At 68.9% G+C, this 23,325-nt stretch carries 13 protein-coding genes and 1 pseudogene; 4 read left to right on the top strand and 10 right to left on the bottom strand.

The genetic code is table 11. From position 1 onward, the window contains the following. Positions 1-738: 738 nt before the first annotated feature. Positions 739-1,202 (bottom strand): annotated as a pseudogene (locus ACWDO5_RS21735) (DNA helicase UvrD); the annotation flags it as partial. 39 nt (positions 1,203-1,241) lie between these two features. Continuing rightward, entirely contained in the window at positions 1,242-2,447 is a 1,206-nt protein-coding gene (locus ACWDO5_RS21740) for an McrC family protein (protein WP_450531981.1), read from the bottom strand. Between the two features lie 664 nt (positions 2,448-3,111). Between ACWDO5_RS21740 and ACWDO5_RS21745 the strand changes: the two genes are divergently transcribed. Beyond that, a complete protein-coding gene (locus ACWDO5_RS21745; RefSeq protein WP_450532001.1) occupies positions 3,112-3,531 on the top strand; it encodes a PPOX class F420-dependent oxidoreductase in 420 nt (139 codons plus the stop codon). A 439-nt stretch (positions 3,532-3,970) separates the two neighbouring features. On the opposite strand, the gene ACWDO5_RS21750 is transcribed toward ACWDO5_RS21745, so the two are convergent. Beyond that, positions 3,971-4,186: an antibiotic biosynthesis monooxygenase gene (locus ACWDO5_RS21750; protein ID WP_450531982.1), complete on the bottom strand. Its 216-nt coding sequence runs from the start codon at positions 4,184-4,186 to the stop codon at positions 3,971-3,973. Then, entirely contained in the window at positions 4,116-4,316 is a 201-nt protein-coding gene (locus ACWDO5_RS21755) for a putative quinol monooxygenase (protein WP_450531983.1), read from the bottom strand. The genes ACWDO5_RS21750 and ACWDO5_RS21755 overlap by 71 nt, the downstream gene beginning before the upstream one ends. Here ACWDO5_RS21755 and ACWDO5_RS21760 point away from each other — a divergent pair. After that, a complete protein-coding gene (locus ACWDO5_RS21760; protein WP_450532002.1) occupies positions 4,230-4,424 on the top strand; it encodes a DUF397 domain-containing protein in 195 nt (64 codons plus the stop codon). The two genes, ACWDO5_RS21755 and ACWDO5_RS21760, sit on opposite strands and share 87 nt — an antisense overlap. On the opposite strand, the gene ACWDO5_RS21765 is transcribed toward ACWDO5_RS21760, so the two are convergent. Further along, on the bottom strand, positions 4,415-6,361 hold the full coding sequence (locus ACWDO5_RS21765; protein WP_450531984.1) for a hypothetical protein: 1,947 nt from the start codon (positions 6,359-6,361) through the stop codon (positions 4,415-4,417). The two genes, ACWDO5_RS21760 and ACWDO5_RS21765, sit on opposite strands and share 10 nt — an antisense overlap. A 554-nt stretch (positions 6,362-6,915) precedes the next feature. Between ACWDO5_RS21765 and ACWDO5_RS21770 the strand changes: the two genes are divergently transcribed. Beyond that, positions 6,916-7,716: an N-formylglutamate amidohydrolase gene (locus ACWDO5_RS21770; RefSeq protein WP_450531985.1), complete on the top strand. Its 801-nt coding sequence runs from the start codon at positions 6,916-6,918 to the stop codon at positions 7,714-7,716. Between the two features lie 302 nt (positions 7,717-8,018). On the opposite strand, the gene drmC is transcribed toward ACWDO5_RS21770, so the two are convergent. Genes drmC through drmA form a run of 4 tightly spaced genes read right to left on the bottom strand, consistent with a single transcriptional unit; the run spans position 8,019 to position 14,501 of the window. Further along, positions 8,019-8,792 (bottom strand): DISARM system phospholipase D-like protein DrmC, encoded by a 774-nt coding sequence (drmC, locus tag ACWDO5_RS21775; RefSeq protein ID WP_450531986.1) that lies wholly within the window; start codon positions 8,790-8,792, stop codon positions 8,019-8,021. Continuing rightward, on the bottom strand, positions 8,789-9,103 hold the full coding sequence (locus ACWDO5_RS21780) for a hypothetical protein (RefSeq protein ID WP_450532003.1): 315 nt from the start codon (positions 9,101-9,103) through the stop codon (positions 8,789-8,791). Before ACWDO5_RS21780 ends, drmC begins: the two co-directional genes overlap by 4 nt. Then, the gene (gene drmB / locus ACWDO5_RS21785) at positions 9,001-10,680 is read right to left on the bottom strand and encodes a DrmB family protein (protein ID WP_450531987.1); all 1,680 of its coding nucleotides are present in this window, start codon (positions 10,678-10,680) and stop codon (positions 9,001-9,003) included. The genes ACWDO5_RS21780 and drmB overlap by 103 nt, the downstream gene beginning before the upstream one ends. Next, entirely contained in the window at positions 10,680-14,501 is a 3,822-nt protein-coding gene (gene drmA, locus ACWDO5_RS21790) for a DISARM system helicase DrmA (RefSeq protein ID WP_450531988.1), read from the bottom strand. Before drmA ends, drmB begins: the two co-directional genes overlap by 1 nt. Before the next feature lie 191 nt (positions 14,502-14,692). Here drmA and ACWDO5_RS21795 point away from each other — a divergent pair, with 191 nt between their 5' ends. After that, entirely contained in the window at positions 14,693-16,864 is a 2,172-nt protein-coding gene (locus ACWDO5_RS21795; protein WP_450531989.1) for a UvrD-helicase domain-containing protein, read from the top strand. Positions 16,865-16,939: 75 nt separating this feature from the next. Here ACWDO5_RS21795 and ACWDO5_RS21800 read toward each other — a convergent pair whose 3' ends face one another. Then, complete coding sequence (locus tag ACWDO5_RS21800; protein WP_450531990.1) at positions 16,940-22,840, bottom strand: AAA domain-containing protein; 5,901 nt, start codon at positions 22,838-22,840, stop codon at positions 16,940-16,942. Positions 22,841-23,325: the final 485 nt, after the last annotated feature.

The following is a 23,325-nucleotide window of genomic DNA, read 5'->3' on the forward strand; positions in this document are numbered from 1 at the left end:
GCGTACGCGTGGGGCGGCCCGGCCTGGACGAGCGCCCGGACGGTGCCGGCGGGCAGAGCGGACCGTGCGGGGCCTTGCCCGGCCCGGGGTATCCCCGCGGGCCGGGACTACTCCGCCTCCGTAGACTGTTCGAACTCTCACCTGACCGCTCGCCCTTGCCCCCGCGCTGCTACTGGCCAGGGTCACGGCCGTCACCAAGATCGCCACCGGCTGGTACGCGGCCCGCCGGGCGGGCATCGGCCCACGCGGCAGGCTGCGAGCGGGCGGCGCGCTGGTGGCCCGCGGTATCTGACTCCTGCCACGCACATCTCGGCCACACACACCGACTTCACGGCGGAGTACGAAGCCACACGTGCTGAGATCGATCAACAGCTGGCGACGCTGCTCAACCTGCTGCCCGCACTCGCCGAGGGATCGGCCGGCAGCATCCAGGAGGGGCCACGGTCAGCCTCGCGGATCTTGCCAGAGCCGGGTTGGTGGAGACGTCGGCAGACGCGGCCGTGTCGACCAGCGAGCAGCTCGACACGGACTACTTGAACGGCTTCCTGCACAGCGTTTCCAACTATCGCCGCTCAACCAGCACCAGCGGAACCTTTCGCACTGACGCCCGCGGCGCTCGCATCCCCCAGATGGTCATCGAAAAGCAGCGCCGCTACGGAGCTGCCTTCCGTACGCTCGCGGAGTTCGAGCAGCACGTGAGCAGGCTCAGAGAGCTGAGCGAGCGAGCGGCGTCCCTGGCACCTGCTCGTCGATGCCGAGTTCCCGCAGGACCGTGTCCGAGTACGAGGCGAACAGCAGAGCGGGCGCCTCGTTTGCGGCCTTCTCCAGCGCGGGAGTGAGCTGCTCGATCGCGACGACATTGCGTACCTCGAGACCACGGGTCGCCGTATTGACGGTGTAGGGCCGCTTGGCGGCCCACGTGTAGGCGTCGTCGTGCGGCACGACTTTCAGGAGCAGGAAGGTGTCGCTGCCGTCGTCGGGGGCGAGGACGACGCCCCGCCAGAATCGTTGATGCGGGTAGTGCGCATCCTCGGGTCGCGTGCTGTGTCGACCGACTCCAGGTGCAGGCCTTTGTCCGCATGCATTTCAGCGACGGTGAGCTGCTGGAACTTGGCCATGGCCTTGCGTACGCCTGCCTTGACCGGCTTCTCCAGGGCATCGAAGCTCTCCCAGAAGGTGTTCGCGAAGGCGAGCTGAGGCACGAGGTGGGTTCCTTTACAGCGATCGGGCAAGCGTGTTGATCATACGAGCGTGGTGGCGGCGAGCCGCTCGGCGAGGTCCCGGATCTCGTCGAGGAGCGAGCGTGGCGGCTGGTCGAGGTCCAGTGCGTGCTGCTGGATGGTGATCCCCGCGTTGCGGATCCGGTGGGCCGCGTGCGGGGCGTTGCCCTTGGCGTAGACAAGATGGCCGTCGGGCAGGCCGAGGGCCGTGCAGTAGGCGAGCATCTGGTAGAGGTCGGCGTCGGGGAAGCCGTCCTGTTTCTCCGCCTTGTACTTGGCGTCAACGACGGCGCGCGGCCGGCCGTCGTCGGCGTACCAGACGAATTCGGGGCGCATCCGGACGGCGTCGTCGCGGTCCAGATGGATTCCGCGGGCCTGGAGTTCGGCGCGGCCGCCGTGTTGGGCGAGCGCCTCGCGCAGCGAGGTGCAGACGAAGTCCTCGAAGAGCTTGTTCATGTCGAAGAGAAAGCCGTCGATGCGCAGCTGCCCCTCGTCGTGCTCGGCCGAAGCTCCACGCAGGACGGTCTCGGCGAGCCGGAGCGCGCCGTGGTAGCGGGCGTTGAGGCGGGTGGGCCGCCACAACGGCCGGGCGTGCCCGCGTACGAGAGGGGTCACATCCGCCAGACGCGCCCGGTGATGTGCCAGGCGGCGGCGTACGACCCCGGGGACGCCCGGCAGTCGCAGGAGCCGTTCGACGGCTGCGCGAAGGATGCGGTTCTCCGCGATGTCGGTGGTGTACTCGTCGTACACGATCTCGACGGGGAGGGCGGCGCCGAAGCGGCGCCGTATTTGGTCGGCCTCACGGATGCGGCCGCGTACGACGAAGGCGCTCTCCTCGGTGGTCCGGTAGCCCTGGACCAGCCCCTGTGCAAGCGCGCGGGCCAGCTGCCGCTCGAAGGCGTGGGCGAAGGCCGGCAGCACTTCGGTGTGTTCCGCGACGTCGACCGCGTCGTCCCGGGTGCTGTGCGGGGAGAGCGCGTAGCCGAGGAGGAAGAACAGTCGGGCGATCGGCACCTTCGGGGTGATGCGCAACGTGACGGTCCCGGCGCCGGGGAGGGACAGGGCGACCGCACCGACCTTGCTGCCGGCGCGCAGCCGCCAGTGACCCGGCAGGTACGGGTCGGGTGCGGCGTCGACGATGCGGGAGGTGGCGAGGGCCTGCCCGAGCACGTCCGGGAGAGGACGCGGGACCGGCGGGGCGTGCTCGACGAGGTGGATGGTCGTCACGACGCGTCGTCAACGTCGGACGGTTCGCCCCACACGAGGTCGCTTGGGGCGGACCGCGCGGACCTCCGGTACCGCCCGGAGGGTGAGGACGCGTGCGCCTACAAGCGCTCCCGGATGCTTGGCTTCATCCGCGAGGTCACCGCGCGTATCTGTGCCGCCCAGCAGGCGGCGAGGGCCGACGCCAAGCAGCAGTCCGGCCAGGAAAGGGGCGTGCGGGCGCAGTGTGGCCCTGGTCCTCGCCTACCGTGCGGCCGTGGTCGAGGCACGCCTCGCCGCTCACTACCCGAAGCTGAACAAGGCGCGCCCGACGACGTTCAAGGGCACTGGTTACTGGCTGGGAGTCGCCGACGGCGGCACGCCGACATCGGCGATCCGGCTTCTGCGGCGCGGGGCGCTGAACACCGGCGGACTTGATTCCCTTCTTCAGGAAACCGGTGTCGAGGCGCGGCAGGTGGGCCGATGTCTGCTGTTCTCGTGCCCGCGCCGCCCGTGCCCCTGCTGGGCGTCCTACTGCACTGCCGCCCCGCGCTTCTTACGGATTCCCGCCGGTGAGACGATGTGCCGGACGCGGCAGCAATGTCGCACCGTGACCGGCGCCCCGCCGGCCACCCAGGAGTCTCCCGGGTCGCACAACGGGGCGCACGTACGACGAAGAGGTAAGCCCATGTCGAATCCGCCGCTTCCCGAGGCAGCAGTGGCCATGCTCCGGAAACCCAACCAGGCCGTCATCACGACGCTCCGCTCCGACGGCCAGCCGGTGTCCACCGCCACCTGGTACCTGTGGGACGACGGCCGTGTGCTGGTCAACATGGACCACGAACGCAGGCGGCTGAGCCATCTGCGCAACGATCCCCGGGTCACCCTCACCGTGCTCGACGAAGGGGACTGGTACACGCACCTCAGCATCATCGGGCGCGTCGCCGAGCTGCGTGACGACGAATCCCTGGTCGACATCGACCGGCTCGCCCAGCACTACACCGGCCAGGCCTACGCCCAGCGGGACCGCGCACGGGTCAGCGCCTGGATCGAGATCGACCGCTGGCACGGCTGGGGCACGCTCAAGAACAGCAGTCAGGTCGGCTGACGCTGTTTCCGCCGCCTCCGGATGGATCGCCGGACGGGCTTTGGCCGAAGGCTGCCGCCTGGAGGTGTACGGCCTGACCTGCTTCCGCGAAAGGCTTGTCCAGCGCGATCGAGTGCCGCGGATCTCGGTGTTCGCTGCCTCGGCCACCTGGGGCGTACCGGATGCGGCGCGCGGCGATCACGCTGCCGCCGGGCGACGCCGACGTGGCGCACGGAGAACTGCGGCCGCTGCTCGTGCGGTGCGCCGAGGCCGCTTCGGCATACCGCCTGGCCCGGACCGGCTCTGAGGTGCCTGCAGAGCTCCACCTGGCGGGCTGCCTTGGGGCTTCGCTGACCCGAGGTCGAGTCCGACGAGTGAGACCGCGCCTCAGCGGCCAGCGAGGGCCGCCTCGGACACTCCATGACGGCAAGGTTCACTCTCGGGCCCCTCAGCAGGAGGATCAGGAGGGCACGTTCAGCGGCAGGACGCCACGGACTTGCACCACGGTGTGCGGCTCGGCGAGGAACTCCTCCGATGCCTTCGCCCACCGGGCGTAGTGAGGAGTCTCGCGGTGCGCAGCCACCGCCTGCTCGTCGCGGTAGACCTCAACCAGGTGGGTACGTGTCCGGGTCGGTTGTGCTCTGAAAGGCCTCAAACCGCAGGCACCCCGCCTCATCGCGTACCGAGGATGTGGCGTCGTCCTCGACAGCCGCGAGGAACTGCGGACGCCGGTCCGGCTTGACCTTGATTGGTTCAAGAGCAGCTACAGCGGAGATGAAGGTGGCGAGTGCATCGAGGTGGCCCACTCGCCTGCCGCTGTCCATGTCCGAGACTCGAAGGACATCGCGCTGACGGCCCTCAGCGTAGGGACCGTCAGCTGGTCGCGCTTCGTGCGCTTCGTTGCTCAGGTGTGAGACCAATCGGCCTGGGCCCTGATCACAAACTGCGTCTCTCCTGGACGCCGATGGCTCTGCACGTCTTGTTCCCAAGCGGCCTGCGCCTCGCGCGGGGAAGGAACTGGGCGGTCCAAGTGGTCCAGGATTTGGGCGTACAGCGCATGCACCCGATGCCCACGGGCTGCCACGAGCGCTGACAATAGGGGTCGGTCAGGGCACGTCATACGGTCGACTTCAACCAGCACGGACACCTTGTCGTCCGGGTGGAGGGCAGGCAGTCGGCTGTCCAGGCGCTCACCCAGATCCGTCCACGTCAAAGGCCTTGCCCTTCGGGCGGCCATGGTCAGGGGCAACCGGAGCAGATCGGCGCATACGCAAATCTCCCGGAAGGTGGGGCGCGCGGCGAGCACTGCTGCGTGGGACCGCCAGGTGGTGATGCGCCTCTGCACGTCGGGGGCTGGGCGCCGCATCGCCTCCTCGCAGGTTGCGATCTTACGCAGGACGGACTGGAGCTGGTCGAGGTGGAGTTCGTCCCCAAGGCGATCGAGGTAGTCGAGGAAAGAGACCAATCGTTCGGTCGCTTTCCTGTCGTCACTCGCCTGGATCCCGTCCAGTGAGACTGGCGTGGGCAGTGGATTGGGGCTTTCGAGTGCCGGTTCCGGAAGTTCCCACTTGGGAACGCGGGCCGGAGCAACAGTGCGGACGGCTTTGACGGGACGATCGGCGTAGGTCTCGTGGGCCAACGCTCGATGGCGTCGGCAGAACTCCTTGAGGCCGTATTCGTCCCAAACGTTGGTCCAGTTGAGCCGGCGGAGCAGCTCCACGAGAAACGGGGCAGGGTTTTCCTCATATCCCAGGATCAATGCGGAGAGGACCGGTTCTCCCTTCTTCCGCTGGAGTTCGACAGGGAGGAGCAGTTCGGTCCAGCGGGCCAGTGTGAGGGAAGCGAGGGGCACCTTCGCCCGGTCGGCGAGACCCTGCATGCTCACGAGGCCCCGGCTGCGGGCGGTTTCCGTCAGCGCTTGGCGGAAGGCCGCGGAGATTGCCCGATCAGCGGGCTGCGGCACCGCGGGCAAGGACGGCTGTCGAGCCGGCTCGGTGGCCAAGGGTGTGGCAACGGGCGTTGAGATGCTGTTCGTGGGAGGACGATTCTCGGTACGACGTGCCTGCCGAGGAACAGTCGGTGGGGTCTGGACGACATGGCGGGTGGGCGGCGACGCCTGTTTGCCTCGCGGAACGAGGCCCTTTGAGGTGGGTTCGAGTGCGGGAGCCTGAATGCCATGGGTGGTCATGCGGCACTTGGACAGAGGAACCCACTCAATGGGAGCGCCCGGGAACTGCACGCCGACTTCCACGACCCGTGTGAGCCCGAACGGGCGGCACTGAATGCGCACGGCGTATCCCTGGCGGTCCACCTGCCAGTTGGCCAGCAGGCTGTCCGGTCCGAACAGCCACTCCGCGCCTGCCCACTGGCCCTGGAGATGAGCATCGGCTTGCTCCCACTCCGCTTTAGAGCTCCTGGCAAGCTGCACTCGCATCAGGTGCCGTCCATGGCCGCGCGCGTACAGGACATCGACGAACTCACGCAGGCTCTGCTGCCCCCTCTGCACGTAGCGCACCTGGACGTTCTTGTACTTCTGCTTCTTCAGCCAGGCCGCGAGTGCCCGGCCGATGTACAGGTGATCGGCGCTGGCCTCGTTGGTCGAGGTGCGGTGACATTGCCCCGAGGCGATGTGCGCGAAGTGGCACTTCTTGTCGCGGTACTTGCGTGCGGACAGCTTCTTGCCGCAACCGCCGAGGAGCTTGCCGCAGTAGAAGTCTCGGGCCGGGTACACGCTGATGAAGCGGTCGTACTCGACCGCATCCATCGGCAGGTACACGGGGTGATCGGCGCCCGGGCCGCCGGATACTGCGGTTTGGACTTTGCGGGTGTCGTCGTCGGCTGACGTGGGCATTCGAGCTCCGGGCGGTGGTGGGGAGGGGGTCTGGTCGTGTGGTGGGACCGCGATCGGGCCCACCACACGACCCGCCATGAATCAGGCCGCGTCAGGCTGGACCGGGTGACGAGCGCCGTGGCCGGGGGCGGGGTGAGCGTGGAGGTGTAGTTCTCGCCGTCCGCGAGCGGCTTCTCCGGCCCGGAAGATCCTCGGCCCCTCTCCCATATTCCCGGTGTCATTCGGCCCCCGAAGCGGAAACCTTCCCGCGACCGTCTCCAGATCCACTGGCACCCCTCCTGCACACTCCCCACGCGGCCCCGGCTGGGACTGCAACTGGAAACGTCAATCCTTCACTTCCCAACTACTGATGACACGCGAGAAGTAAAGAGGGTTGTACGCTCACACACAAGAACTCCACAAGCGGAAGCGCGTGGGCATCCACGCGTGGGGAGGGCGCTCGGCGTGCTGGCGCGGTACCCGAGCCGGCGGTGGCAGGTGTCGTCCGCCTCGCTGGGCCGGCGGCGTGCACTGTGCGCCGCTCAGGCGTCTTCGCAACCAGGGCAGAGAGAGATATGAACCACACACCCCAGTCCTTCCAGCTCCTTCCCGGCGCCGCCGACTCGCCGGTAATCCTTCACGTCCCGCACTCCTCACGGTTCATTCCCGAGTCGGTGCGTGACGGCATCGTGCTGGACGACGGTGCGCTCGAGCTGGAGCTGGACCACATCACCGACTCCCACACGGCCGACATCGCCGCCGCCGCAGTGGAGGCCGCGCCCATCACCCCCTGGCGGTTTGTCAACGGTCTGTCCCGCCTGGTTGTCGACCCCGAACGTTTCCCGGACGAGCGCGAGGAGATGCTGGCGGTCGGCATGGGCGTGGTCTATACGCGGACCACGCACCGCGAGCGGCTCCGGTCGGCGGACATGGACCCGTCGCCGCTGATCGAGCGGTACTTCCGACCCTATGCGGAGGCGATGACCGCGGCGGTCGGCGAGCGGCTGGCGGCGACCGGGCGCGCGGTCATCGTCGACGTCCACTCGTACCCGACCGAGACGCTGCCCTACGAGCTGCACGGCGACGGCCCACGGCCCCCGGTCTGCCTGGGCACGGACGACTTCCACACCCCTGCGGAGCTGCTCACCCACGCGGAAGAGGCGTTCGCCGGCTTCGGTGGCACGGGGATCAACAGCCCCTTCCCAGGCACCTACGTACCGCTGAAGTACTACGGCAAGGACCCCCGCGTCAGCGCCCTGATGATCGAGATTCGGCGTGACGTCTACATGGAGGAGCCGGGAGGCCCTGCGGGCCATGGCCTCGCAGCCCTTGCCGCCGGCCTGGCCGCGCTGGTCAACGCTGTGTCGGCACCGTAGGACGCTCTCTGCGCACGCAGGCAACACCGCAGCTGACATAACTCGATGTGAAAGCTGGTCGAGGGACCCCAGCCCGACCGAAACTCCGGAGCCGGCGCTTCCCACTCACAGAGCTGACGGGAGTCGGTGTCAGCGCTGTCACCGCGACCACACGGCTTCCACTCAGACTCGGCCACAACGGTCGGTGGTAGCTGTGCAGGTCGCCTTGCGCATGGGGGCGCGGCGTCACGCGAGCGGGGCGAGCTTTGTGCGAGTTGCCTCCGTGTCTTCATTCGCAAGGATGCGGGTGGACCGAGCAGCCGTCAGGAGTGCGAGATGTGCAAGGGCCTGAGAACACCTTGGCGTTGCAGCTCCACGATGTGCTCGGCGACACGCTGCGGTGCGCCTCCGCCATGGACCAGGACGCCGGCTTCCATATTGCGCCGTGCTGCTGACTCAGTGAGGTTGGCACTGCCCAGAAACAGAACACGCCGGTCGGCCACAGCGAGCTTGGCATGTTGTCGCGAGTGGGCACCGGACGCTGAGTCACGCGCCCAGTGCCACAGGCGCAGCCCCGGTATCGAGTTGAATGCCTCAGCAGGTTCGTTGCCGGACAGGAGACCACGCGCGCCGGCGAGCGTCTCGACCACCACGTGTGCCTCCACACCTCGGCCCGCTGCGGCAGACAACGCTCTTGTCAATGCCGGATAGGGACGGGCCGCGTAGGTCATAGCGAGTAGTTCTTCGCGAGCCTCACTGATGACTTCGATGAGCACTTGGGCGGTGGCCCGCGTCGGTACCGCTGAAGTGGAGGGGCCGCTCCACACTGTACGGACCTGGACCGCGTCCCGTGCGCGAAGCCATGCAGCGATATAGCCCCGCAAGTAAGCCGCAGCCTCCGGATAGGGAACGTCCTCCGCTTCAACAGCCTCGTACAGTTGAGCCACCGAGCCACTGACCGCCGGTGTCGCCAATTCGGTGAGCGCGTGCTCTTTTCCACGCCCTCGTGCCAGCAGTCCGGCCAGGTCCTTGGCCCGCGAGGGACCGAGGGCCTCGGCTGCCGCCTCGGCCGCGTCCTCGAACCTCCGCCTGCTCACGGCAGCAGGCCGACCGGCGTGAGCACCTGATCCTTGTCTCCGGCGAGAGGAACGACGAAGCGTCGGTCGAGGAACCTGTTGCCACGCTCGCAGGTGGTCTCGGAGACGAAGAGGCAGACGTGGCAGGCGGCTCCGTGGAGGAAGTCGGCAGGGTCCTGGGGCAGACGTTCGGAGCACAGCGGGTCGGCCGAGCAATGCGAGGCGTCGGTCAGTGCCCGGCGAACGATCCGGTCGAACTCGCGCTCCTCCGCGAGGGAGACGAGGCCACCCAGCGTGCCTTCCGAGTCCGCAACGGCGGTGTAGATGAGGATGCCGGTCCTGGGATTCCCATCGTCGCCCGCATAGATCCGCTCGGCGAGGACGCCGAGTTGTAGCCGCACTCCAGAGCAATCGTGCGGATCAGCAGATGAGAGAGGGTGTGCAGGACGAGGTACCGGGCTCCGGGCCAGCCGTGCAGAGGGTCGAAGTCACTGGTCTTACGGTCCGACCTGCGGTTTGTGCGAAATCGGCCGAAGGCCTCCCGGTGAGCCTCCATTTGCGGCGACCGTTCCATGCGCGACACCCAGTCGGCCATCAATTCGTCGTGCACGCGCAGGAAGATGCCCTCGCCGCGTACCTCGCTGGCCGGCACCCAGTTCTGTGAAGCGCGGGAGAGGTCGACGCGGGTGGCGATCTCGGGTGACTCAGGGTCGGGAGCGTCGAGGCGGGTGAAGCCGATCAACGCACGGGCCTCACGAAGGCGCTCGGCCTGGCGCACATCGGAGAACAGTTCGCCGAGCGGAGGGGGGACAGTGACCTGTCTCAGTGCGAAGTCGTCGCTGGGCTGCGGAACCGGACCGGACAGGGCGTCCCATTCGGGGCCGAGCAGGTCGGCCTGCACCTCGGGCGCTGACGGGGCAGGTCCGGCGGCTCCCGCCTTGCGGGCCGCGATAGCGGCGACGACCGCATCGGCGTCGAATTCCTTCAGGAAGTTGAACTTGGGCATGCGCGCCACGAAGGCGAACTGGCCGGGGTCGTCGACGACCTGCAGATCCGGCCAGTGGTCTTCGAGCAACTTGTCGATATCGCCGCCCTGCCCCTTGGGCAGCGCAAGGGCGCTGAGAGTCAGTGGAAACCACTGGTTGGATGCACCCGCAACGATCAGAACTGAGCCCTGGGCGCAGCCGTTCCTTTCGTACGTGCCCAGGTGCGGGTGGCGTCCCCGGCAGAGCGGCAGGTTGCGGCGCCCCCGCTCTCCCATCGCCTCGCGGATATTGCGCTTCGTACCGCAGGCAACGCATTCGATGGTGACGTTGGCTGCCTGGTTGCCGCCATGGTCCTTCATGCGCAGCTTGGGGCGCGGGGTCTTGGTGCAGGCCTGGCCGTGGTGGACGTACGCCGTGTACGGAAACTCGTCGAGGTGGCCGGCGGTGCAGACGAGGGTGAAGCGGGCTGCGACGGCAAGCGGCTTGCCCCGCTTGCAATCGTGGACGAACTTCGCCTCGTGCGGGGTGCGCGGGTTGGAGTTGATGAAGGCGAACTCGCTCGAGTCGACGGCTGCGAGGACATTGCAAGCGGTGCAGCGCAGCCACTGCGGAAACGGGGTGACAGGCACGCCGACACCCTGTGCGGCCCAGCCCTTCGGGTCCGTATCCCCGCCTTCCAGCCAGGGCGCGGCCCGCAACTGCTCGATCTGGCCGCGCCCGTAGCGCTGGAGGGAGCGGTTCACGGCAGTTCGGAGCCGGGGCTCGTCGATGTCGTATTCGGTGATTCCGGAGTAGCTCCAGGAGTCGAGTCCCTTGACGAGGACGGAGAAGTTGGGCAGGTCGACGAGGGAGCCGATGCCGGCGGTGAACATCAGGTGGCTGGGGCGGACGGCGCCGACCCGGCGATTGGAGTTAATGCTCATCACTTTCCCTTCCCGGCTGCGCCGGCGGTGGTGTCTCCGTACTCGTCGCTGTCCACGGTGGCTGCCGTATCGAGGTCGGTAACGGTGTCGGGCTCTCCGAAGTTCCAGTCGGGGCCGCCGCCCGCGGGCTCGTCGAGGAACGCGCCGCCGCCGGGCAGCAGCAGGTTGATCTCGTTCTCCGTCTCGCGCATGGACATGCCGACGGTGAGTTCGGTCCACCCGGAGCCGTCGGCACGCCGGAGCAGCCCGCTGACGACCGTGGTCTTGCGCTTCTCTCTGCGGTAGCCGAGGGCGGCGCTGTTCTCGTCGCGCTTGCGGCGCCACTCGTCCTTCATTCGGTCCAGGCGCTCGCTGAGATACTCGCGGGCCCGCTCCCCGCCTACTCTCTCGGCCCGTTCCAGGAACCGGCGTTCGACGTCGGTGGCGAGCGCGCCGCTCAGGTCTACGTCGTGGGCGTCCAGGTTGCGGGAGGTGTCGTACGCTGCCTGGCGCAGCGCGGCGACGTAGGTGGCGGTCACACCGCGGTCGAGGGCGCGGCGGGTGAACGGGGTGACGGAGAGAGCTTCGACCTGCCGGTAGAAAGTGGCGTGGTAGTGCTCGAAGTCCTCGTAGTGGGCGAGGTCGCGGGGGCGTGACCAGTTGTAGAGGGTGACGACCAGGCCGGGACGTTTGGCGTCACGGCCGACGCGCGAGGACGCCTGGATGTATTCGGCGGTGTTCTTGGGCTGGCCGACGACCAGCATCAGTCCGAATCGGGATACGTCGACGCCGACCTGAAGCATGGAGGTGGCGAGGACGACGTCGACGGCCTGCCGGACCGTCGGGGTCATCGAGGCGCGGGGTTCGCGCTTCTCGTTCATCGCAGCCGCGTACTCACGCAGGAAGGCGCGCCGCCGCACCGATGTGTCGCGCTCGGGATCGAAGCCGATTTCCAGGCGCTTGAGGGCGGCGCCGATGTCGGCGGACGAGATACGGGATGTCAACTCCTGGATGTTGAGCATCCCCGCCCTGCTGACGATGCGGTCGGCGAGCGTGTCCTGGCCCTTGCGGCTGCCGTTGGAGCGCACGCGGGTGGTGATGTCGTCGTCCATGTACCGCCGCATGCCCGCGAGTTCACGGGTGGCGTTGAAGTAGCCGACGAGCGTCATGTACGGGTCGGCCGGCCTGCCGTAGTCGTCGAAGAGCTGTTGTCCGGCGAGCAGCAGGATCTCAGCGACACGGATCTCGGCGGCCTTGAGACGGGTGCCATGTGCGCACACACCGAGGTAGCGGCGGCCGGGGTTCTCACGGCTGAGCTCGACCTGCCGTGAGAAGAAGGTGTCGCCGACGTCGAGGACCTGCGGCGGAAAGACGGCCACCTTGCGGCCGAAGACGCCGAGGACCTGGTCGGCGGCCCGCTTGGTGGTCGCCGTGGACGCGACGATCTTGGGCCCGACCTCGTGGCGGTGTCCCTTGGCGTCGATGATGCTCCAGGTGCAGAGCTGGTCGACGGCGGACTCGAAGAGGCCGACGATGGTGCCGAGCGCGCCAGAGATCAGGTGCAGCTCGTCCTGGATGATCAGGTCCGGTGGCCGCAGCCGAGTGACGGGCTGTGCGGTGACGCCCGGCAGGTCGCCCTTGGCGTTGTGGCGACTGCCGCATCCAGTCTTGGCGTCCAGGTCGTCGTGGCGGTAGCCGTGGCGCGGGCAGAGCTCGGTGACGCGGCCGAACAGCAGGCCCGCGTATCCGTTCCAGGGGAGCTGGGCGAACTTGTCGACGGTGGCGATCAGCAGCGAGGGGGCAAGCCGGTAGATCTCCTCGTCGACAGTGAGGACGGGGATGCCCTCGCCGGGCGATTCGAGCCGCGAGAAGGGGCAGCGGTCCTCGCCTTCTCCGCGCGGGCAGTACAGCAGGACGCGGCGCCGGCTTTCGTCGTACTCCATGTGGGAGCGGGCGGTCAGTCCGCTGCCGCACCAGGGGCAGGTCAGGACCTGAAGCACCCGAGCGTGCTTGTCGCTGGCGTTCTCCTTGGCATCGGCGATCTGTTCCTTGGCCTCGTCACACCAGTTGGGCGAGACGGCGGTTCCCACCCACAGTCCGATACGGAACGGGGTGGCGCCCCAGCGCACATCCCGCGCGAACTCCTCGCGGCGCAGCACCTCGCAGGCGCTCACCAGGGCGGCGGCGCGCTGGAACTGCTGGGCGGTCAGCAGCCGCAGGGTGTAGCGCATGAGAACGCCGACACCCGCGTCCCCGCTGCGTGCGTCCGCGCCCGAGCCGAGGGTGCCCTGCAGTCGACGCAGCGCGAAGGTGTACGCGGCAAGTCCCAGGTAAGCCTCGGTCTTGCCGCCACCAGTCGGGAAGAACAGCAAGTCGACGAGTGCTTCGCGGCCGGTGCCACGGTGCGCGTGCCCGGGGTGGGTGAGGGAGTCGAGGTTCAACAGGACGAACGCCAGCTGGAAGGGGCGCCAGCTGGCCCCCTCCTTGCTCTTGGCGTAGACCTCGTCGTACGCCTCCCGGTAGGAGCCGCGGTCGTCCTCACGGCCGGCGCGGGCGGCGGCGATGGCGGTGTTGCGGCGCTGGAGCGCCATGGCCCGGTTGGCGAACCGGAAGGCCTCCAGGGCCGTGTCGTCGGCGACGAGCCTGTCAATTCCCCAGGTAATGCGGTCGCAGATCTCCAAGGCCTGCTCGATGGCGACAAGTGCCGATTCGCGGAGGTCGTCGGGCAGAGACTGGGCTCTGCGGCTCTGCTGTTCGAGCCAGGAGCCGTAGCCGTCGGCGAGCGGAGCGAGGGCGGCACTGAGTTCGGTGCGGTGGGCGGGCACCGCGAGGGCGGCGAGCTCGTCCATGCCGAGCTCGAGCCCCCTGAGGAGATCCTGGTCCTCGAGGCTCGGCGCGGTCGTGGCCCGGACGTCGTACTCGGGCAGCCAGGTGGTGGCGAGCCGGTGCGCGTTGCGCTCGCCGTCGCGTACGTGGGCGTGTACGGCGACGTTGCGGCCCTTGGCGTGGCTGAGGCTGTCCCGATAGAGGAGGCGCAGACGGCGGTCCTCGGCGTCTTCGGGAGCGTTGCTGCGGTTCGCGGGGTCGAGGGGGTCATCGACAGGGAAGAACACGGCCGCCTGGTCGTCGGGGAAGGCGGTGACCTCCAGTGAGGTCTGGAAGAGCCAGTGGGCATCGCGGGCCTCACGGCTGTCCTGCTGCCGGTTCACCAGGGCGAGTTCGACGATGCGCAGGTCCTCACCTCCGGCGCGGCAGGGGTGGTGACGTACCTGTACGTCCAGGACGACGGCGTCGCCCTCAAGCTGAACTATCCGATCGGCAGCGCCGGTGACGTCGATGTCCACCGGGTGCTCGACCGGCTCGCGTGACCAGACCCTGCGGGTCGTGCCCTGGTCCGTGACTTCTTCGGACTGGGTGTAGCGGCCCCAGCGGGCGATGACGCTGAGGGTGCCGACGGACGCAGGGACCGTGAAGGACAGGCCCATGGAAGAGGCCCAGATGTGGCCGGCTGCCTGCGGGGTCAGCCGGTCCTGGGGTTCACCGTCGTCGCCCTCGCTGTCGTCCCCGGAGTCGCTGTCCGCGCTCTGGGCCGCGGCGAGAGCGATCTCGTCTCCGGTGACGGCGAGCGGCCGCGGCCCGAGCATGCCGACGAGGTAGCGGTCACGCGGCCCGGATGAGGCACGGGACAGAGTCTCGGTCGCACCGTCCCACGGCCCCAGCAGATCGCGCCGGATGTAGGTGACGAGTCCGTCCCGCACCGCATACGAGTCGCCGGAAAGGAACGTCTGAGGTACTTCGTCGAGCGGATGCGGGACAGCGGCCTGGGCAGGCTGGGCCGACATGCGGTGGGTCCTTTCGGACAGGGCCGGCTGGGGCACGAGCATTTCGAGCATTCAACAGCAGGAGCAATGTACTTCGTTGACTCAGTTCACACAAGGCATCTTCGGTGCTTCGTCGCTACTGACGGCAGGAGTCTCTAGGCTGTTCCTCGACCACCGGCCACCGGCCACCGCGCGACCCGAGGACGACCTCCATGCCCCGACTCGCCCTCTCCGACGACTTCGTCGCGGACCTCATCTCGCTGCAGAGACCTGTGCAGAAGGAGGTCAACGACGCGATCCAGATGTTCCGGAGCTCGACCGTGCCCCAGCTGCACGCCAGCAAGGGCATGCACCTGGAGAAGCTCGAGCGGGCGCGCGACCCCCGGATCCGCACGATACGCATCACCAAGTTCTATCGGGGTGTTTTGCTGGCCCCCGACGACGGCAGCGAGCTGTTCACGTTGCTTCGGGTCGCCCCGCACGACGAGGCGATCAACTGGGCGTGCAAGCGGGCCTACTCCGTCAATGGCGCCACTGGGGCCCTCGAGGTACGCAATGTCGAGGCCCTCGAGCAGATGGAGACGTACTTCGAGACGAAAGCGGTCGTCACCCCTGCCCGTCTCTTCGAGCAGCATTCCGACACCGTGCTCCGCGATCTCGGCATCGACGACCAGGTCCTGCGCCTGGCACGCGTCTGCGTCACGGCCGACGACCTGACCGTCATGGCGCCACCGATGATGCCCGCCGATCAGTACGAGGTGCTGGAGTATCTTGCGGCCGGCTACTCCGCCGAGGACGTGTGGGAGCAGTTGATCGCCCCGCGCGGCCAGACGGTGCGAGCGGCCGAGGACCGGCCCACGGTCACCCTCGCCGAGGCGATCCTCAACACCCCGAGCCGCATCGTGGAGGTCACCGGCCCCGGGGAGCTGGAGCGCATCCTCACCGAGGACCTCACGCGCTGGAGGATCTTCCTCCACCCCGCCCAGCGGAGTTACGCCTACCATCCCGGCTTCAACGGCCCCGCCCAGGTCACGGGCGGCCCCGGTACCGGCAAGACAGTGGTCGCCCTGCACCGCGTGCGTCATCTGCTGCGCACCGGCGGCGAAGGCGACCGGATAATGCTCACCACCTTCACGAACGCCATGGCGGCCGCGCTGCGCGACAGCCTGGCGCTCCTGCTCGGTGAGGCGGACGCCCATCTGCTGCAGCGCGTCGACGTGACCACGGTTGACTCGCTCGCCGCCCGGATCATCCGGGAAGCGCGGGGCAGCGCACCCAGGCCGCTCTCGGCGGCCGCCGAGAAGAGCGCCTGGACGCGTGCCACGGCCCGCGAGGAGCTTCCGTGGACCGATCAGTTCCTGTCCCAGGAGTTCCGCAATGTCGTCCTGGCCCAGGGCCTGCGTTCACCCGAGGAGTATCTGCGCTGTGTACGACGGGGACGCGGCACCCAGGTGGGGCGGGTGCAACGAGCCAGGCTGTGGCGCGTGATGGAGCGATTCACGGCCGACCTGGCGTCGCGTGACTCGGCGACGTACACCCAGCTGTGCGACCAGGCCGCGCGCGTCCTCGCGGACAGCGGTCCGCGCTACCGGCATGTGGTCGTCGACGAGGCCCAGGACCTGCACCCGGCCCAGTGGCGGGTACTGCGCGCATGCGTGGCGCCGCAGTCGGACGACATGTTCCTCGTAGGCGATCCCCATCAGCGGATCTACGACTCCCGGGTCTCGCTGCGCTCGCTGGGCATCCAGGTCCGCGGCAGGTCCTCGCGGCTGCGTCTCAACTACCGCAGCACGGAGGAGATCCTGCGCTGGTCGGCGTCCCTGCTCGACGGGCAGCCAGTGGGCCGGCTCGGTGAGGACGACGACGATGACGGCGGCCAGGACTCGCTGCGGGGCTACCGTTCCCAGCTGCACGGCCGTATCCCGGCGGCACGCGGGTACGCCAGCCAGGACGAGGAACTCAGGGCACTGATCGAGCAGATCCGGATCTGGATCGACCAGGACGGGGTGAAACCGTCCGAGGTCGCGGTGTGCGCCCGTTTCAACACGATGGTCGACGCGGTCATCACGCGGCTGCGCCGGGAGGGTATCCCCGCGGTCGCGGTCAAGGACGACCCGGGTCCGGGGGTCTCGGGCGTCCGGGTGGCCACGATGCACGCCATGAAGGGACTGGAGTTCCGCTGCGTGGCCGTGGTCGGCGTGACCTCCAGTGTTCTGCCCTTCGCCCAGCAGGTGACGCCCGCCGAGGTGGATCCCGTGCAGCATCAGTCGGATCTGCTGGCAGAGCACTGCCTGCTGTTCGTGGCGTGCACCCGGGCCCGTGACGCGCTGGCGATCTCGTGGAGCGGGCAGCGGAGCCCGATGCTGGACCCGGTCACCGACTGAGGTGAGGCGACGGGCCGCCACCCACCCGGCTTCCCGGGTGGACGGCGGCCCGTCGATGCCTTCCCGGCCGGGCAATCAGGCCCGGATCTCGCGAATGACGACGCTGTGCACCTTGTCCTGAGAGGCGTTGTACGAGACTTCGCGTCCCGCTCGCTGCCACATCAGGGCATGCCCCAGCGGGGAGGAGGGGGACACGATGTCCGCCTCGTCGGTGGGGAGTTCAGCAACTGTGTACAAGGTGTCCTCGTCGACCTGCCCGTCGAACTCGAGGACGAGCAGCGCACCGGGAATGACAACCTGGGGCGTATGAGTCTCCCGCCCGACGTGAACCGAGTCGAGGAACGCCCGCAGGAATCCGAGGCGCTTGGTGCGGCGGTCACGCCGATCGGCCTGTGTTTTCCGGAGAAAGACGAGGTTCGCGGCGTCGATAGCTTCGGGTGTCTCGTCGGGAGCGTCAACGGCGAGTTGCAGCTCCTGCATCTCACGGACCAGACGATGGAACGCCGCGGCCGGAATCTCCCGGACGGGGAACGACCCCGGGGGGGTTCGAGGTGTCTCCTGGCCTCGGTGAGCCTGTGCCTCAGGGGCGACCGCGGACTTCGCAGCAGCGGCAGGCGCCGCCGGAGTGCGGGCAGGAGCGGGGATGGAGGTCGGCCGACGCACGGAGGCAGGAGCCGGGGCCGGAGCCGGGGCAGCGGTCGACGGGCGCACGGGAGCCGGTGCTGCCTCGGTCCGTTGTGCGGGCTCAGGGGCCACCCGGGTCGGTGGGATGGTGGCAGTCCCCAAACTCTCCGCTTGCGGGCCGGCGCTCTCCGGGGCCTCGGCCTCTCGAGCCTCGCTCTCCGGGATCTCGCTCGCCGAGACCTCAATGGGCGAAGCATCATCCTGCGTGACCTCAACCGGAGGGATCTCGACCTGCGGCTCCTCGCCGGCCGGCTCGATCCCCAAACGCTCCAGTTCCGCCCACAACGGAGCAAGCGCCTGCTCGCGGTCCAGGTGGAAGCGGCTGCCTCGGATGCGTACGAAGGTCCAGTCGACCCGCTCCAGGTCGCGCTGGCGGGCGGCCGCCGTTGAGGCGTCCTCACCCTCCGCGAACGTGTCGCCGTCGCAGGCAACGCCAAGGCGCCGCGTACCGCCCTCGACGACCAGGTCGATGGCATGGCGGCCGACCCGGTAGCCGGGGCGTACGCGGTAGTTGCGCGCGATCAGCTCCAGGTACACCTTCTGCTGGAAGAGGCTGTCGAACGCCTCGTGCCGCACGTCCGGCAGCACCCCGCCCTCGACCGCGGCGGTCTCCTCCTCGGCAGGCCGGGTGAGGTGGTCGAGCCACTGGCGGCGCAGGTCGTTCTCGTGGAACTGCTCGGTCCGGGCGCTGTGGAATACCCACACCTGGTCCTGTGCACGGGAGGCGGCGACGTTGAGGCGCTGCTCGTACGTCTTGCCGTTGAACCCTCCCGGCACGCTCCCCGCGGCGGTGGTGGCCGAGTTGACGCAGGAGATGAACATGACGTTGCGCTCGTCGCCCTGGAAGTCCTCGGCGTCACCGACCCGGATGCGCCGCTCCTCACGCTGCTCGTAATCGAGGCGCTCCGCGAGTAGGTTCTCCAGCTCCGCCAGGTGCGCCTTGCTGGCGCGGAGGCTGATGATGCCCATGGTCTTGCCGTCGTACGCGGGGTCGGCGCAGCAGCGCACCACCGCGGCAACGAGGGCCTCGGCCTCAGCGATGTTGGCCAGGCGGGTGTTGGTGCCGAGGGCTTCACCGTTCTCGACGTAGACCGTGCGCACAGGGGGGAGCCGGTCTGCGCCGTACTGGCGCAGGGGCTGCAACCGGCCGTTGTAGCAGAGCTCGTTGGAGAAGGAGATGATCTCCGGCATGCACCGGAAGTGCTCCTTGAGCATGAGGCTGCCGCGGCCCGCCGAGAGCGCCTCGGTGAGGTCGAAGAAGCTGGAGTCCGGCCCGAAGAGGCTGCGGACGTCCGCTTCGAGCCCGGTGAGCAGCCGGTCCCGGAGGTGGAAGTACTCGTCCTGCTTGAGGCCGACGTTGGAGGGGCTGACCTGCTTGCTGTCGCCGACGACGACCATGCGGTCGGCGAGCCAGCTGAGCAGCATGGCCTCCAGGCCGGACTGGCTGGCCTCGTCGACGATGACGACGTCGAACATGCCGGGCTGGTCCATGGGCACGGTCTCCGCGACCTGGTGCAGCGGCATGATCCAGGCCGGCACGGCGGTCTGCGCCTTGCGCAGTGCGGCCTGCGCGTCACGCCGGTAGCGGTGCTGGTACTTGCCCTTGATGCGGCGGGCGGCCTGCTGGTACGCGCTGAGTGCTCGTGACTGGTCGCCGGTGAGCAGGCCGAGGCAGCGGTGCCAGGCCCGTGCCGCAGCGAGTCTCGCGAGCATGATGCGCGCCTCGTCGTCGGCCTCGGTGAGCCGCCTGCGCAGCGTGCGCTCGGCCTGAGGGTCGGTGAGGCGCTCCATGCGCTCACGCCACGCCGACCACGCCCAGGCCTGGGCCAGGGCGGGCAGCCGCTTGCCCCAGTCGGCATCCTCGGGCGCTTCCATGATCCGCTCTGCGAGCGAGGGGAAGGCTTCCTGTGCGCGGGTGAGCGCCGCGTGGTGCTCGGCGCGCAGCCGGGCCGCCTCGCGGACCTCGGCCATCTCCTGGCTGAATTCGCGGTATCCGTCGGGGTTCTGGGCGCGCACGGCGTCGAGCGCTCGCGCCACTGCGGGCGAGACGCCGGGCCGGTCGCTCCATGCGCGCAGAAGTTCTTCGGTCTCGGCGATGACCCGACGGGACCGCTCGGCGGCACGCAGGGTGGTGGCGGCACGCAGCAGTGCGCGTACGGCGCTCTCGACGGGCTGGTCGTGCCAGGGGGCGACGGTCAGTTCCGGGGAGGTGGCGGCAGCCGTGAGCACCTCGGTGCGGGCGGCGGAGACGGCGAGGAGCGCTTCGAGGGCCTCGCCCTCCTGCCGCAGGCGTGCGAGGCGGGGACCGTGCCCCTGCCAGGGCGCCGCGACGGTGCCCCACTCGGACTCGACCTGGGCGAGGCGCAGTTCGAGCTGAACGCGGGCAAGGACCAACGCAGCAGTATCGGTGTCCTCAGGGGCACGGCCATCGGCGCGCACAGCCGCCGCAAAGGGGCCGACGGCCTTGGCGAGCTTGGAACGGGTGCCAAGCGGCCCGCGCAGCTTCTGTCCCTGCCGCAGTCCGTCGTGGAGGATGGTGGCCTGGCCGAGCGCGGTCGCCGGGTCGTACTGCTCCAGTCCGCTGACCATGACGTTGCCCAGTGCGGAAAGGGAGGCATCGGCGGCCGCGAGGGCGTCGCTGACGGCGGCGTGCCGACTGCGGGTCTGCCAGTCCTGCCCGGCACTGACCTCACGCAGCAACGTGACGGCCCATTCGCCGGCCGCGGCGGCGAGCGATCCCGCCCGGACACGTGCGGCGGCGAAGGCGTCCAGTGCTGCCGAGAGCCGCTGCTGTTCGCTCTCTTCGAGACCGCGTACGCAGGTGTCGTACTGCTGGCTCAATGGGTCCTGCCGCACCGCGGCGTGCGCCTCCTCGGCGGAGCGCACGACCTTCACGGCTTCCTCGAAGTCGCCGGGGCCGGGGAGTTCGGAGGGGCCGGGCACCTCGGCGGCGAGCGCCTGCTGGTGCGGAGTGAACGCACGAGTGGTGTGCAGGAGGCGCAGGGCTTCGTCGGCACTCAGCGTGGGCTGCTCCTGCGGCACCGGACCGATCCAGTCGTACGTCTCGGCCTCGGTGGTAAGTCGCTCGGCGATCTCCTGGAGGCTTCCGCTGTAGTCGCCGATCTCCGCCTCGAAGCGGTGGGTTTCCTGTTCCCGCAGCACGGCCAGGTCGCGGAGCATGGCCTGCTGTGCGGACCGGGCGGCGGTGAGTCGGGCCTGCAACGTCCGGATCTCGCGCTGCGACGCGTTCTGGTCGTAGCCGGCGTACTCGCTGAGGATCTTCTGGACAGATGCTTCCAGCTCGCGCTGGGCGGCGGCGCCGTCCTCGGTGCGGCTCACACACAGGTCGCGTACGGATGCGGGCAGCTTGTCCCGCAGCACCCGCAGGGCACGCGGTGTGTGGCTGGTGATGAGGACGCGCTTGCCCTGCGCGAGCAGGTCGGTGACCAGGTTGGCGATGGTGTGCGTCTTGCCGGTGCCGGGCGGGCCCTGCACGACGACGAGCCGGTTGGCATGCAGGCGCTCAGCGATGGTCCGCTGCTCCTCGTTGGCGGGGAGCGCGAAGTACATCTCGCCGGTGCCGGCCCCTGTCCCGTCGTCCTCCGCTGCCGCGAGGTCGGCGGCGGTCAGCGCCCCGTCGCGGCCCGCGATGTATCCGAGCAGCTCGGTGGGGGGCGTACCGCCTTCGATCTGGCGGGCGATGGCCTTGAGGGCGTCCAGCGTAGAGCGGCGATTGCGCTCGCGCAGCACAAGTGCAGGGGTCAGCCCGACCTGCGGCACGTCCAGACTGCGCGGCTTGGCACGCTCGATGGTCGGCAGGTAACTCCCCGCGCTGTGCGCGGCGTTGACCCAGCTGCGCAAAGCGGTGTGCAGGGCGTCGAGGTGTTCCGGGTCGGTTGCGTCGGAGGCACTTTCGAGCACCTCGACGATTCCCTCCCGTACGGGGCCCGGGACGTGCTGGGCGCCATCGAGCATGCCTTCCTCGAGCTCCATACCGACGCCGGTCGGGTCGGGAGCGGCGGTGAGCGTGCCGGTGGACGGATCGAGCTGGATGGTGGCCCGGTGGGTGACGAGGTGCCGCTCCACGCGCTGGCCACCCGTGGTCTGCCAGGTCAGCCGGCCGAACCCGAGGACGAGTTCGTAGGCCTCGCCGAGGTTGGCGGCGTCCTCGTGCATCTTGTGGAGCCGGTCGTACAGCCTGACGAGCGGGTCGATGGCGCGCCGCCGCCCGGCCCAGGCGAGCCACTCCTGCTCCCAGGTGGCATACAGCTTCTCGATCTTCTCCCGCTGCGGGTGCTCGTCCAGCTCGTGGTACGTCTTCTCCAGCGGGATGCCCGCGGACCAGTCGGGGAACTCCGGCTCGATCCGGCGCCGCAGGTGCGGCGCCCGGGGCTGCTTGAAGTCGCGGATGCGCGCCTCGTCCACCCAGGAGGCGAGCGGCGGCCTCAGCTGCGGGGCGTCCTCACGCTCGGGCCGCGCGACTGTCAGCCATGCGGGTTCGTCGGCAAAGACCGCCCCGTCGAGCATCACGGCGACACCGGGGTCGTCCGGCAGTTCTTCGAACCACACCGTTCCCGCTGCCCCGTCCAAGGTCCGGACAGGTCGGGCCTTGGACTCCTCGGCCTCGGCGAGGAAGCGGAATATCTGCCGGACGCGCGCGGCGTCGGTCTCGTCGGCGGACAACTCCTGCGTCCGGACGGGAGTGGCCTGACGTACGGGAGCGGGTACGGGAGCGGCCGCCTGCGCGGGCACGCCAACGCGTTCGCCGCGAACAGGCGGAACGGGACCGTCCTCGGCGGCAAGGACGTAGTCACCAGCGGTGTCCGGCTCCGTGCCCCCGAACAGGGACCGCTGTTCGTCGCCGAACAGCACTGCCTGATCCGGCAGCGGCGCCGGTGCGGTTCGGGCAGCCGGCACACGAGGATCGACAGGACGGGACGGGGCGGCCCCAGCGGTGGTGAAGGTCACGCTCTCGCGCTCGTGCCGGCCCCTGAACTGCACCTCGATGTCCAGTTCTCCGGCTGTGCCGGCCGGAATGCTGTAGGCCCAGGTGGCCGCGAGCCTGCGTCCCGTACGCAACGTCCCGTCCAGCTCGTCGTCGAGCACCTCGGTCTTGTAGTCCAGTACCTGGCGGCCCGTCTTTCCGTACGGCCCACAACGAACCAACAGGCTGATCCCGCCGACATCGATGGGCCGCCCAGTGCCGTTGCTGAGGTACAACGTGCACCGGATCAGGTCATCGCCCTGCCGGAAGCCGAAGGAATCAGCGGGGTCCACCAGTTCGTACGGCATGACGTCATCGACTCGGACGTGCAGTCCATCGTCGTAGTGATGAACGGAACCAACCGGCTGAATACCGTCACTCAGCACACTCTCACCCTGGCTCACACGCCACTCCACTGCTACTGAGGGCCAACAAGGTGGCCAACTTGTGAAATCCCGCCCCGGCCACCCGGAGCCGAGTGCAGTGCGCGCCCCAGCACGCCTCACCTCGGGTGTGAACTCAGCACACGGAGGGAGCGTATCAGGAACCTCGCACCACGGAACCGCTCTGTCACACCTCGCGACTCGACGGTCCTTCCGACTCTGCGCGGGTGGGGGAATCGGCGACGGTCGATGCGTCCGCGCGAGCTTGCCGCCACCCCCTGCCGTCGTTCCCACCGGAGCAGCCTCGCGTACATCCAACCTGGGCCGCGTTGAGGGCGACCTACCCGCCGAGACACGTGAACCGAATACGGCAACAGTTGACTTAGTTCACACTACTCATGCAAGCTGGT

This window comes from Streptomyces sp. NPDC000880 (assembly GCF_053599675.1).